General features: G+C 63.5%; 10 protein-coding genes and 1 tRNA gene. 5 read left to right on the top strand and 6 right to left on the bottom strand.

Annotated features, from left to right (window positions below):
- Positions 1–149: 149 nt before the first annotated feature.
- Positions 150–1,427, top strand: a complete 1,278-nt coding sequence (gene serS / locus FKB36_RS11120; RefSeq protein WP_261598144.1) for a serine--tRNA ligase — start codon at positions 150–152, stop codon at positions 1,425–1,427.
- Between the two features lie 47 nt (positions 1,428–1,474).
- On the opposite strand, the gene FKB36_RS11125 is transcribed toward serS, so the two are convergent.
- Positions 1,475–3,535 carry a PAS domain S-box protein gene (locus tag FKB36_RS11125; protein ID WP_261598145.1) on the bottom strand — a complete coding sequence of 687 codons (2,061 nt, stop codon included), beginning with the start codon at positions 3,533–3,535 and terminating at the stop codon, positions 1,475–1,477.
- Positions 3,536–3,735: 200 nt separating this feature from the next.
- On the opposite strand from FKB36_RS11125, the gene FKB36_RS11130 reads away from it, so the two are divergent.
- Complete coding sequence (locus tag FKB36_RS11130) at positions 3,736–4,959, top strand: serine hydrolase domain-containing protein (protein ID WP_261598146.1); 1,224 nt, start codon at positions 3,736–3,738, stop codon at positions 4,957–4,959.
- A gap of 19 nt (positions 4,960–4,978) precedes the next feature.
- On the opposite strand, the gene FKB36_RS11135 is transcribed toward FKB36_RS11130, so the two are convergent.
- Both FKB36_RS11135 and FKB36_RS11140 read right to left on the bottom strand, forming a co-directional pair.
- The gene (locus tag FKB36_RS11135) at positions 4,979–5,671 is read right to left on the bottom strand and encodes an ABC transporter permease (protein ID WP_261598147.1); all 693 of its coding nucleotides are present in this window, start codon (positions 5,669–5,671) and stop codon (positions 4,979–4,981) included.
- A complete protein-coding gene (locus FKB36_RS11140; RefSeq protein WP_261598148.1) occupies positions 5,668–6,594 on the bottom strand; it encodes an ABC transporter ATP-binding protein in 927 nt (308 codons plus the stop codon). The genes FKB36_RS11135 and FKB36_RS11140 overlap by 4 nt, the downstream gene beginning before the upstream one ends.
- Before the next feature lie 481 nt (positions 6,595–7,075).
- Between FKB36_RS11140 and FKB36_RS11145 the strand changes: the two genes are divergently transcribed.
- Positions 7,076–8,362 (top strand): uracil-xanthine permease family protein, encoded by a 1,287-nt coding sequence (locus tag FKB36_RS11145; protein WP_261598149.1) that lies wholly within the window; start codon positions 7,076–7,078, stop codon positions 8,360–8,362.
- A gap of 115 nt (positions 8,363–8,477) precedes the next feature.
- Here FKB36_RS11145 and FKB36_RS11150 read toward each other — a convergent pair.
- Positions 8,478–8,550, bottom strand: a tRNA-Ile gene (locus tag FKB36_RS11150).
- 344 nt (positions 8,551–8,894) lie between these two features.
- On the opposite strand from FKB36_RS11150, the gene iorA reads away from it, so the two are divergent.
- Complete coding sequence (gene iorA / locus FKB36_RS11155; protein WP_261598150.1) at positions 8,895–10,664, top strand: indolepyruvate ferredoxin oxidoreductase subunit alpha; 1,770 nt, start codon at positions 8,895–8,897, stop codon at positions 10,662–10,664.
- The gene (locus FKB36_RS11160; protein WP_261598151.1) at positions 10,661–11,251 is read left to right on the top strand and encodes an indolepyruvate oxidoreductase subunit beta; all 591 of its coding nucleotides are present in this window, start codon (positions 10,661–10,663) and stop codon (positions 11,249–11,251) included. Before iorA ends, FKB36_RS11160 begins: the two co-directional genes overlap by 4 nt.
- A 123-nt stretch (positions 11,252–11,374) precedes the next feature.
- On the opposite strand, the gene FKB36_RS11165 is transcribed toward FKB36_RS11160, so the two are convergent.
- Together FKB36_RS11165 and FKB36_RS11170 are read right to left on the bottom strand one after the other, a co-directional pair.
- Positions 11,375–12,352, bottom strand: coding sequence for a hypothetical protein (locus FKB36_RS11165; protein WP_261598153.1), 978 nt, complete (start codon positions 12,350–12,352; stop codon positions 11,375–11,377).
- 115 nt (positions 12,353–12,467) lie between these two features.
- A complete protein-coding gene (locus FKB36_RS11170) occupies positions 12,468–13,100 on the bottom strand; it encodes a hypothetical protein (RefSeq protein WP_261598154.1) in 633 nt (210 codons plus the stop codon).
- Positions 13,101–13,301 lie beyond the last annotated feature (201 nt).

Here is a 13,301-nt window from a genome sequence, read left to right on the forward strand (position 1 = left end):
ATTCCCGGGCAGTGGACCGTGGGGGCATCCCCCCCTGTCTCCACCTACCCGGGGTAACTGTGCATCTACCCCACCCCGCCGCGTTCATGGTACAGGGAGGGGCAACATGAATCATATACCGTCGTCACAAAGTATTACAGAGAGGCAGCATGCTTGAGTTGAAGTTCGTTCGTGCACACCCCGAGATCGTCCGGGCAGACCTCACGAAGAGAGGAGATACCGAGAAACTGGCCTGGGTCGACGAGGTGCTGGATATGGACAGGAGGGCCCGGGAGCTCACCGTGGCGATCGGGGAACTGCGCAACCGGAAAAACGTCATATCCCGCGAGATCAGCCAGGCGAGGAAGGCAGGGAGAGATATCGCAGATCTCCTCGCCGAAACCGCAGGCCTCCCGGAACGGATCAAGGAGGCGGAGGCGGAGCACGAGACGCTCACCGGAGAGGTGCGGTATCGCCTGATGCGGCTCCCGAACATCCTCCACGAGAGCGTGCCCATCGGCAAAGACGACACCGAGAACGTCGAGATCCGGCGGTGGGGCGAACCAAAGGTTCCCGCGTTCGACCTGGAGAACCACGGCGCTCTCGCCGTCGAGCACGACTGGGCGGACTTCGAACGCGCAGCAAAGATTGCCGGGGCAGGGTTCTACTTCCTGAAGGGCAGACTCGCTCTGCTCGATATGGCGCTCCAGCGGTTTACGATGGACATCCTCGTCGAGCGCGGGTACACCCCGATCATCCCTCCCTACATGATGAACCGGGCCGCATACGAGGGCGTGACCGATCTCGCCGACTTCGAGAACGTCATGTATAAGATCGAGGACGAGGACGAGTACCTGATCGCGACGAGCGAGCACCCGATGGCCGCGATGTACAGCGGCGAGATCTTCGAGGAGAAGGACCTCCCGCTCCGGCTGGCGGGCCTGAGCCCGTGCTTCCGGCGCGAGATCGGGGCGCACGGGCTCGATACGAAGGGGCTCTTCCGCGTCCACCAGTTCCACAAGGTGGAGCAGTTCATCTACGCGACGCCTGAGCAGTCCTGGGACCTCCACGAGGAACTGCTCGCGAACGCCGAGGAGGTCTTCCAGCGCCTCGGCCTCCCCTACCGGGTCGTCCTGATCTGCACGGGGGATATCGGGACGGTCGCCGCGAAGAAGTACGACCTCGAGGTCTGGATGCCACGCGAGGAGCGTTACCGCGAAGCGGTCTCTTGCTCGAACTGCACCGCCTACCAGTCGGTCAGGCTGAACATCAAGGTGCGCGATCCGACCGAGTTCACCGAGAAGCGCTACCTGCACACCTTAAACAGCACCGCGATAGCGACGTCGCGCGCGATCCGGGCAATCCTCGAGAACTACCAGAACGAGGACGGCTCGGTCACGATCCCGGAGGCTCTCAGGCCGTATCTCTACGGCGAGGAGACGCTGTAGGGGAAAGCCGGCACCAATCTTTCCGGCGGATGCAGGGCGCCAGACAACTACTTTTTTCGCAGTTCCGCTATCTCGCCAAGCAGCATTCCATACGCCCGGCGCTCCTCGGTGATGTCCTCGTAGGTGACGTACTCTGTCCCGTCCGAGAGTTCGACCGGCCGGAAGAGGATCACCTTTTCAGTCCCATCCCGGCACCGGACGGGAAACGTCCGCGGGCGGGGCCGGCCGGGGCCGGCCAGTTCCCGGTCGGTCTTCCAGGCGGCGATCGCTTCGCGGCGCTGTGCCTCTTCAGGGAACGCGAGCCGGAGCCAGTCTTTCCCGGTGGGGATATCCGCGAGCGTATACCCGAAGAGGTCGGTGAACGCCCGGTTAATGTAGGTGTAGCGGCCGTCGCTCTCGATGACGGCCGATGAAATCGGCGAGGAGTCGACCAGGTCACGGAACCGCCGCTCACTCTGGAGGAGGTTCCCTCTTGCACGACGGCGCAACAGGGCGACAGAGACCTGATTGGCGAACGCCTCAATGACTTCCCTGTTTGTAAGATCACCCGGCCGGGTGGGCTGGATCAATAGGCACCCCTGCGTTCCCTCCCTGCAGGAGAAGTTCCTCCCGAATCCCCTGCCGGGCCCGAGTTCTATCTCGGCCTGCACACAGCGCTCTTCGGGGATCCGGTGGAAGAGGGTGTGGTAGAGTGAAGAAATCTCAAATATCCTGCCTGCGGATACATCAAACCCGGATTGAAGCATCTCATCGATGGGGAACGGCACGTCAATGAGCTCAGTCCCGGTAACGTCCCGCAGATGGTCGATCTGTTCACTGTCTCCCACGATCGCCCTGAACCTGATCTCCCGCTGCTCCGCGTCCAGGGTGCAGACGAAGATGATGCTGTCGGGAGTGAGATCATGGAGACGATCTCCGATGTAGTGATAGATGTCGACGGAATCGTCCATCTCGATGAAATCCATCGCAGTCCGGGAGAGGAACAACAGGTTCCGGACCTGCTCCAGTTCGCGCGCGAGGCTCTGCCTGAGTCTGTCGTCGGCGATCTTCCTATCGATTGCAATCGCGGCCTGCCTGACGAATGCCTCTATGAGTCCCTGGTTCGGCAGTTCAGTGCCCGCCTGGATGCTTATCCCGACATCTCCCACGATTCTCCCCCTGGAGACGAGGCCCATCAGATAGGTGTCGATGCCCCCTGCAGCCTCCTCAACCTGCTGGCAGCTCTCCTCAGGGACCTCCATGTGCATGAGCCTGTAGAGGGGAGGGGCCTTGACAAGTTTCAGGTGACGGATGAGTTCTGCCGTATCGGCTTTCGTGATAGGAAACGCCATCCCCTCCACCTTCATTCCTGTGAACTGCTCCGTGACCGCGATGGCGACAGGGTCTCCGACGACGCTTTTTAGAACGAGCATCTGGTCCGATTCATCGATGATGCCAACCCAGACCAGGAATCCCGGAGCAAGAGTGTATAATTCCCGTGCAACGTACTGGTAGATGTCATCGGTCGCATCCATATCCTTGAAATCACGGCCGGTCCGGGCAAGAAACTCCATGTTCCTGACGTACCGCTTCCGCTCGGTGATATCCTCAAGGACGAGAGTGCAACCCTTCTCCCCGTCCTCAAACGTCGTCGGGATCGCCTGCATCTGGTAGAAGAACTCCCCGTCCTCCCGCGCGTAGCGAATATCGGCGACCACCTGCTCCCGCTCAAGCTCATCGATCACCGCGAGCGCTTCGGGGGTGGAGACGACGGGGAGGGCGGCCTCGCGGATCGTCCTGCCGATGAGATCGTCCTTCGACTGCCGGAGATGGCGGAGGCACTGGTCATTGACCTGGACGATCCGCTGGTCGTTATCGAGGATGAGAATCAGGTTCTTCGTGAAGCAGAGAAAGGCGGAGATCGGGACGCGCTGGGCAAGGGAGTAGAGTTTCGCATTCCCGATCTGCCGGACGTCGACTTTACCGGCGATCAGGAAGATCTCAAGGTGTTTTGAGACTGAGTTCCGGGTGACGCCGAGCTGTTTTGCCACCTCGGTGATGGTCATGCCCTTCGGCCGGAACCGGAGGGCACGAAGGATCCGGGCCGGGAGATCGTGCTCCTCCTGCATGGGAGCGGAGAAGGTACAGCACCATATATACCTTATCCACGCCGGCACCCGGGATAAAACAGCCGGAGCACTCGCCCTTTCCCCCCGATGCTCCCCTCACAGGTGCCGAGTAACAGCCGGGGCCGATGTCTGCCGGCAGCGAAGCATCGTACTCCCCTCAAAAGAGATATCATATAACCGAAAAAATCATACGAAAATCTATGCGCCTCTTTCCCTGTGCAAAGCCATATATCTTCCTTCTCATCGCTATCGCCGTAGCCGCGGCAGTCCTCTCCTCCGGGTGCATGCAGAGCGCCGGACCCGTGCAGGAGGCGGGCGACGCCTACCGAAACCCCCCGCCCACGGCGGTAATCTCCGATCTCAAGTCGATCGTCTCGGCCGGGGTCCGGAATGCCGGCGTCCCCGGTACCCTGATCGAGATCTCGACGCCGGAATGGACCTGGAACTACGCGGCCGGCAACGCCTCGCTCTCCCCCGCGGTGCCGGCAAGACCGGAGATGCGGTTCATCATCGCGAGCGTGACAAAGACTTTCACGAGCGTCGCGATTCAGCAGCTCGCCGAGGACGGAAAACTCTCGCTCGACGACCCCATCGACCGCTGGCTCCCGGCGGACGTGGTGGAGGCGATCCCGGAGAGCGACACGATCACCATCCGCCACCTCCTCGACCACACGAGCGGGATCGCGGACTACGACGAGAACGCGATCGTCCTCGAAGAGTACATGAACCCCGATACCCCGATTCCCTACCAGGAAGGGATGCGGCAGGGCCTCGAGGCCGGCCCCCTCTATCCGCCGGGAACGGATTACACCTACTCGAACGTGAACTACATCCTTCTCACGCTGATCATCGACGAGGCGGCCGGAACTCCCTACGAGGACTATGTCACCCGGAATATCTTCGTCCCGGCGGGGATGAACGACACGTTCGTCCACCGGACCAACCACATCCCCGGTCCACACATGCGGGCCCTGGAGAGCGATGAAGACGGGACCGTCATGGACTTCAGCGACCTCTACATCCAGTTCGACCGGGGCGCCGGGGATATCGTGAGCACGACGGCCGATCTCAACAGGTTCCACCGTGCACTCCGCTCGGGAGCGTTGATCAGCCCGGCATCGCTTGCAGCGATGGAGAACACCTCCCCACAGTCTCAGAAGATCGGGATGGTGCCCGGTCTCGGGGAGTTGAGCGTCGGATGCGGGTACGGATACTTCACGCAGCAGAACGCATCGGAGGGCCTGACCCTCTACGGCCATACCGGCGGGTACTACGGCTCGTACACGATACTCTACTACTGGGCCGAGAAGGACACCTACATCGCCATGAACAGCAACTCTGCGGCAAAAGCAGGCGCGGTGAATGAGGAGGTCCTCGCCCCGGTCCTCCGGTATCTCAAGGAAGGGACAGCGGCCTGGCAATAGGCCGGCCCGTTCCATATTTTTACGGAATTGTTCGGACGATCCGCTCCTTCGTCACTTTCCCGGCGATGAAGCGGGCAAGAGCGAGAAGCGCGAGCCCGGCAGCCGCGAAGATACCCTCCGTCGTCACCGAGAGGCCGGGCACTACCCCCTGGAGCGCGAAGATGAGGAAGAAGAACCCGAATATGAAGACAAAACCGAGGATCTGGTTCTCTCGCATCCCGAGCGCGAGCTGGGCCGCGCCGATAAGCCCTGCCGCGGCGAGGATCCAGACCGGGACGACGACCGCGAGGTGGAGGAGGAGCAGGGGGTCGGTGGCGACCGGAATCCCGGTGAGGGTGGAGACCGCGGCGGCAGTCACTGCGGCCGAGACGAGGGTCATCAGATAGGCCGGAACGGCGACTCCTGCGGCCTTCCCCTCCCAGAGACGCTGGAGCGAGACCGGTGCGCAGAGGAGTGTCTCGATGCTGCCGTCCCGCTTCTCCCGGAGGAAGGCATCGGCGCAGAAGAGGTAGCCCATGAAGACCCCTAAAGAGAGGGTGATTGCTGCGATACCCCCGGCCAGGATCGTGGCGTCGTCTCCTGCACCCGCGGCGATCCCGAGGGCCGACATCACCGGGAACCAGATGGCAAAGATGAACGCCGAGATGAGGATACTCCGGTTCCGGAGAGCAAGCCCCATCTCCCGGCGGGCGATGACGGAGAGCGTGCTCATGGACCGCCCTCCGCCCGGCCGACGTGCTCGATGTAGATCTCCTCAAGCGACCGCGACGACCGGCGGACCTCCTCGATGCGGAACCCTGCCCCGACGAGGGCCGCGATGAGGTCGGGTATCGCGGCCGGATCGGCGAGGGTGCATCGGAGGCGGTCGCCGTCCACGCCGCACTCCGTGACGTACGGCAGTCCTCCGACAGTCTCGCACGCGCGGGCGCCGGCACCGGCAAGGGCGACCGTCACGGCCGGGCGGCCGGATGCTGCGGTGAGGTTCTCCACCGAGTCGAAGGCGCGGATCCTCCCTCCCGCGAGGATCGCGACCGTGGAGCAGATCCGCTGGACTTCGTCGAGGTGATGGGAGTTTAAGAAGACGGTCATCTCCTCCCGCCGGGAGAGTTCGAGGATGAGGTCGCGGACCATCCTCTGCGCGCCGGGGTCGAGGCCTGAGGAGGGTTCGTCGAGGAAGACGACCTCCGGGCGGTGGAGGATCGCCCGGGCGATCCCGAGTTTCCGCTTCATGCCGGTCGAGAACGTCCCGACCGGGTCGTCCCGCCGGTCGGCGAGACCGACGAGCGCGAGGAGTTCGTCGACCCGCTCCGCCGGGTCATCGACGCTGTAGAGCCCGGCATAGTAGGTGAGGTTGCCGGCGGCGCTCATCCGGTCGACAAGGCCGTTGTTCTCGAAGAGCACCCCGACTCGCGCACGCGCATCGTCGTCGGCGGCGAGATCCCTCCCGAGGACCCGGACCTCGCCCGTATCGGGGGCGAGGAGGCCGAGCAGGATCCGGATTGTCGTGGTCTTTCCGGCGCCGTTCGGGCCGAGGTAGCCGAAGATCTCCCCGTGCCCGACGGTGAACGAGACGTCGCGGAGGATATCGCGGCCGTCGAATGACCGCGAGAGCCCCCGGACCTCGACTGCGTTCATACCCGCGCCCTCCGCCCGATGCCGGGACGAATACAGGAGGATTCAGTCGCATGACCGGGTGAAAGCATACCCATCAATTCCCGGCCACGGGGCATCAAACCATCGGTTTGCGGAAACGACCATGAGACGGCGCCGGGGGCTTATCCTGCAAGAGGGAGGGAGGTCAGAGGGGAACGCATCTGAAGTTTCACCCGGCTGTTCTCCCTCGCATTGTCGCGGAGAATCGGACACGGCTTCCCACCGGCTATCCCCACGCACTGCCCCCGCCCCGCAGGAAGGGGGAGGAGGCCGAAGGCCGCGCGGGGTGGGGTTACAACAGATATACCGAATTGGTAGGGGGCTACGAAGAGATTCCGGCTCAGAACATCTCTTGATAGAATAGGAAACTATTATGGAGCCGGGAAGAAGAACATCCTGATTACAGGCCGGAACGCCCCCGTGCTCCACCCCCGGGCCGGTCGTTTCGCCGGGAACCACTACAATGGAGTTCACCTACGGTATCGACGACCGGCCGCGACCGGCATCGCTCCTCATCTTCGGCCTGCAATGGCTCGCGGTGAGCGTGCCGCTCATTCTCATCACCGGCGGGGTGGTGGCCGCCCTCCAGACCGAAGGGTCGGTCGTCCCATACCTCCAGAAACTCTTTCTCCTCGTCGCCCTGGTGCTGCTCGCGCAGATCTACCTCGGCCACAGGCTTCCCCTGGTGCTCGGCCCGGCAACGGTGCTCCTGATCGGCATCCTTGCAAGCATTGGTGCGGGATTTCCCGCCATCAATGCGTCACTGGTGATCGGCGGGCTCCTCCTTGCAGGGATAGCGGCAACTGGCCTCTTTGAGTATATCAAACGCCTCTTCACACCCCGGGTGATCGCGGTCGTCCTCATGCTCATCGGATTCACCCTCGCACCCACCATCCTCAACTTCATCACGGATGGGGGCGGCACGGTTCCCCCGGCGCAGACCTTCCTCTTCGCCCTCGCATTCGCTCTCATCCTCTTCGTCGCAAGCGGACTCCTGAAGGGGATATGGAAGTCGACCCTGGCGCTCTGGGCGATCATCTTCGGGACGCTCTCCTACATCGTCCTCTTTGGTCCGGTTCCCCTGCCGCCGGAGGGCACCGCGATGCTCGCACTCCCTCCGGGCCTGCTCGCGCCGCTCGCCCTGCCCGATGCAGGAGTCTTTGCAGCGTTCCTGATCTGCTTCCTTGCACTCGCCGTAAACGACCTCGGATCCATCCAGTCGGTGGGCGGCCTTCTCGGGGCGGATAAGATGGGTGAGCGCACAAACCGCGGGGTGACCATCACCGGCCTCGGAAACGTCGCAGCAGGCCTCAGCGGGGTGATCGGCCCCGTGAACTTCTCGCTCTCCCCCGGCGTCATCGCCGCGACCGGGTGCGCGTCCCGGTTCGCCCTGGTCCCGGCAGGCATCGCTCTCGCGCTCATGGCCCTATCTCCCCTCGCCATCGGCGGCCTTGCGAGCATCCCCGGGCCGGTCATCGGGGTCGTCCTCGCCTACGTCATGGCCTCCCAGATCGCAGCGGGGCTGATGCTCGGCCAGGAGAGCGGGGCGGTCAGGACGTTCAATGAGGGATTGATCATCGGCATCCCCCTCCTCCTCGGGACGCTGGTGGCGTTCCTGCCTGCAGTGGTCGCCGCGGGGTTCCCGGCACTCGTCCGCCCGCTGATCACGAACGGGTTTGTGGTGGGTATTGTGGTGGCCCTGGTGCTCGAGCATCTTGTCTACCGTCGGCGACCAGAGGATTCGGGCTGAAGGGGCGCGCTCCCGATCAGACAATTTTTCGGGAGAAATCGATAGAGATCTAGAGATCGGAAGAGAGACAGTGTAGCGAACGGCATAGGGTGAAACCACGAAGAAGAAAGAACGATGGGCCCGATGCGATTCGAACGCATGACCTCCCGGTTATCAGCCGGGTGCACCACCGGCTATGCTACGGGCCCGATACACCTCTACTGGTGCCTACAAATATTGTACAATATCCAACTTAAAGGTTATGTAAGGACTCTGCCCCGGATCATCCGGGAATGGTGCCCGGTGAAGAACCGGCAGGGAGAGCAGCATGGAACGAACTCCGGAGATAGGCGTCCTCCTGGAAAGAAAGCAGCGCAAATGGCCGCATTGGGGGACACGGCCGCCGATCCACTTCCGAGAACAGTGGCGCGCAAAAGATACGGGCCGTCGCGGTTCTCCCGCGACAGGCGGCATTTCCGCACCGGAATGTTTTAGACCGGCATCCAAAGCGCTATGTTGAAACCCGACAATAGAAGTACAGTTGAGTGGAACAATGGCAATACGGTACCTACTCGGAAACGAGGGCATCGCTCACGCATGCCTGGAGGCAAACATCGATTTTGCCAGCGGCTATCCCGGCACGCCGTCCTCCGAAGTGATCGACGTCCTCAGGGTGCAGAAGGAGCGGCCCTTCACCGTGGAGTGGTCCACGAACGAGAAGGTCGCCCTCGAGAACGCGCTCGGCGCCGCCTGGTGCGGGCAGCGCGCACTCTGCACCATGAAGCACGTCGGACTGAACGTGGCGGCCGATCCCCTGATGACGAGCGCATACACCGGGGTGACCGGCGGGTTCGTCGTCCTCTCCGCCGACGACCCCTTCGCGCACAGTTCCCAGAACGAGCAGGATACCCGGCGCTACGCGCACTTCGCCCGGCTTCCCTGCCTCGACCCGGCATCGGTTCAGGAGGCGCACGATATGATACGGGACGCCTTCGCCCTCTCCGAGGAGTTCGGCCTGCCGGTCATCTTCCGCCCCACCACCCGGATCTGCCACTCAAAGGGTGACGTCGACACGGGCGCAGTCGGAACCGAACACCAGACCGCCGTCTTCCACCGCGACCCGAAGCAATACGTGGTCATCCCCGCGCACACCCGGGTTCTGCACAAGAACCTGAACGGGAAGCAGCAGGCGTTAAAGAAACGGCTCGTCGAACTCGGCTACAACCGCCACACCGTCCGGGGCAGCACCGCCGTCGTCGCGAGCGGCGTCGCCGCCGCCTACGTCCAGGAGGTGATCGGGGGCGACGTCTCGCTCGCGATCGTCGGCGCCTACCCGATCGACGAGGAGTGGCTCCGGGAGTTCGTCGACCGGCACGAGAGAGTCCTCGTCGTCGAGGAACTCGACCCGGTCGTCGAGGAGGCCGTACGGCAGGTGGCGACGAGGACCGAGGTCTTCGGCAAGATGGACAGCACGGTGCCGTATGAAGGGGAGTTCAACCCGGCGATCGTCGCCGCCGCCCTCGAGAAGGCGGGCATGACCCCGACGACGACCTTCCCGGCGGCCGCCCCGGTCCAGGGCGTGCCGCCCCGCCCGCCGATCCTCTGCGCCGGGTGCATGCACCGGCCGACGTTCTACGCGATGAAGAAGGTCTTTCGCGACGGCATCTTCCCGAGCGACATCGGGTGCTACACCCTCGGCCTCCAGCTCGGGGCGGTGGACACCACCATCTGCATGGGTGCCTCGATCACCGTCGGGAGCGGGATCGCCCGGTCGGGAGAGGAGCGCCCGGTCGTCTGCACCATCGGCGACTCAACGTTCCTGCACACGGGAATACCGGGGCTCCTGAACGCCGTCTACAACGGCGCCGATATGGTCGTCGTCATCCTGGACAACCGGATCACCGCTATGACCGGCCACCAACCGAACCCCAACACGGGAGTGACCGCGACAGGCGCCGAGAGCACCCCGATATCGCTCGACGCGATCTGCCGGGCATGCGGGGTCTCGTGGGTCGAGACGGTCGATCCCTACGATCTTCCCGTGCTCCTCGAAACCTTCCGGAGGGCAAAGGAGAGGAGGGGCGTCCGGGTCATCATCTCAAAGCAGCCCTGCGTCATCACCGCACGGAAGAGCGGAGTCCGGCGAAAGGCCTACGCTGTCGACCCCGAACGGTGCACCGGCTGCGGTGTCTGCCGGTCGTTCGGCTGCCCGGCGATCGCGTTTACCGGGGAGAACGCAACGATCACCGAACTTTGCGCCGGTTGCGGCGTCTGCGCGGACATATGCCCGTCAGGTGCGATCGGTATGGAGGGACGGCGATGAAACCCTCGTTCGATATCCTGATCGTCGGGATCGGCGGCCAGGGAACCGTCCTCGCCTCGAACGTCCTCGGCGAGGCCTGCATCATCGAGAACCGGACCGTCCGGAGCGCCGAGACCCACGGCATGGCGCAGCGCGGCGGGTCGGTGGAGAGCCATATCCGGATCGACGGGAAGCACGGTTCCCTGATCGTGCCGGGGACGGCCGATCTCCTCGTCGCCTTCGACCTCCTCGAAGCGCTCCGCTACCGCCACTACCTCCCGGCAGGAGGGCGGCTTATCGTGAACCGGAACCTGGTCGTCCCGACGTCGGTCTACCAGCAGGCACTCGACGTCCCCGACGACGAGAGCATCCTCGCCGCGCTCGCCGGCCTCGACGTCGCCTGCATCGACGCCGCGGCCCTCGCCAGGGAGGCGGGAAACATCCTCTCGCAGAACATCGTTATGCTCGGGGCGGCGTCGGCCGACATCCCGCTCCGGCCCGAGACCCTCGAAGAGGCGGTGCGGCGGTGCGTGCCCAAAAAGACCGTCGAGGTCAACACCGCGGCCTTCCGGCTCGGCCGGGAGAAGGGCGCCGGCACGACGCCCTGAGCGGGATTCAACCCCACCCCTATTTTTCCGCAGAACGGGGAGCCGCACCCCATATAGCCATCCTGCCGGGCAGTCTACCCGGTGCAGTCCGAGCGGGCCCTCTGGCTCATCAAAAAAAAAAGGCTACGCCTCACCGCCGGCACGGAACGGACGGTCGCTCCTGAGCGCGTAGAGGATCCCGCCGAAACCGAGGCTGACCGCGATGATCTGGACGATCGCCCCGAGCAGCGGGATGAAGATGAGGATCTGCAGGATCACGAACCCGAGAACGAATATCCACGCACGACCCGGGCTCCACCCCGCCCGGGATGCGATGACGTCTCCGAGGGCGTACGCGACAAAGAGCGACGAGAGCATCAGGGCGACGACAAAGAGCATTCCTGCGACGAGCGCGACGGGGAGGCCGACGATCGTGATTGCGACGATGACGAGGATGATCGCCGATACGATGATCGCGACGAACCCGAGGACCGTCAGGAGAACCGGGCTCTCCCTGACCTGCCCGACCACCGCCGTAAACAGGTCGGGGAATCCCCGGATGAGGAGAAGGCCGAGGATAAGGAACCCGACGGCGAAGAGAACCGAGAAGAGGCCGGGCAGCGCCGACTCCGGCTCCTCCTGCTCGAAGGTCACGTTCCCGGCCGTACCGGTATTGGTGAAGGTCTCGGCCTCGACCGTCAGGTTGCGGAGAACCGATCCTTCGTTCGTGACCTCTCCCGCACTGATCACCGCGTCGCGCTCTATAACGGCATCTCTCCCGATCCTGACCGCACCACCCGTGACGAGGGCGTTCGTCGCGTTCCCGTTCAACTCGATCTCGCCGCCGGCGGCGAGCACCTTCCCACCGACGTCGCCGTTGATAATCAGGCTGCCTCCGCCGGCGATGATGTCGCCGGCGACCGGCGCGTCCACCCTCACCGTTCCCCCGGCGACCGTCAGGCTGTCGACGGGGGCGTTGACGGTCACGGTCCCGCCTGAGACGACCACGTCGTCGGGAATAGGAGTATCGATCAGGGTCTCGTCCCCGCCGAGGAAGGTGAGCGCCTCTGCTCCGGACGGGATGAGAAGCAGAGCAAGGATGATTATTGCCAGATGCCTCATGCGGCAGGGATAGACCATCCCCTTAAAAAAGGTTCGTGCGGGTAGGCGTCGTTGGCCGGTACGAAAGCCGGTCTGCTCCCGCCCGGCAGAAAACGCACAGGCGTAGCCACCTCTCCTATACCAGGTCTTTAAGGCGCCGCTTGAGTTCAGTGATTGCCTCGTCCTTCCCGGCAACGTCTGAGTCCTGGATGGAACGGATGTTCTCCTCGACCGATGTTGCGACCCATCCCTTCGGGACGCCGGACGCCGTGAAGAGTTCCTGCCACTCGCTGGAGCCGAACGGGATGACCCTGACCAGCTTCCCGAGGATGTTCCAGTCAACGACCCGGTACTCCTCTCCGGTGCTCGTATCCGCCACCTGTACCGACCGGTCGTCGTTGCACCCGATGACCCGTCCGTGGATGACGTAGACGCTCACCTCACCCTTGTCGGTGAAGGAGATCTGGACCACATCGCCCGCCTGCGGGCTCTCCGGCACCATGTAGAGGACAATGTCGCCCGGGTACATCAGATCGGGTTCATACCGATCTGCGATGCCGATGTAGCCGGTATCGGAGACGTAGAGCCGGAGATACTCCTGGTAGAACTTGCGGATGATCCAGTAGACCGCTCCCGGGTGCGTCTCCGCCAGTTTCAGGAGGAGATTGTGGATAGCGCTCGGGATGCTCTCCGGCCGCTCCAGCACCTCATGCGCAAGTCTCTCGTACGCTTCCACAACCCCGGCATCCGTCTGCGTTGCTTCTGCCATAATGAAACCCCGGTGCATAATACCGATAGTAGAATAAAAGTGTTCCTTCGGATCTTCCGATGCTCCTTCTTTACCGACCGCCGCCTTCGCCCTGTGAACAGCCCGGGAGAAACGGATCGATGATGACGGAGAGGTTGCCCTGGCTTGAGCCCGTGGAGAGCATCAACGCCACCGGTCACCCGCTACAAACAGGAATGTGCA

This window comes from Methanoculleus formosensis, assembly GCF_025384765.1.
GTDB lineage: Archaea > Halobacteriota > Methanomicrobia > Methanomicrobiales > Methanoculleaceae > Methanoculleus > Methanoculleus formosensis.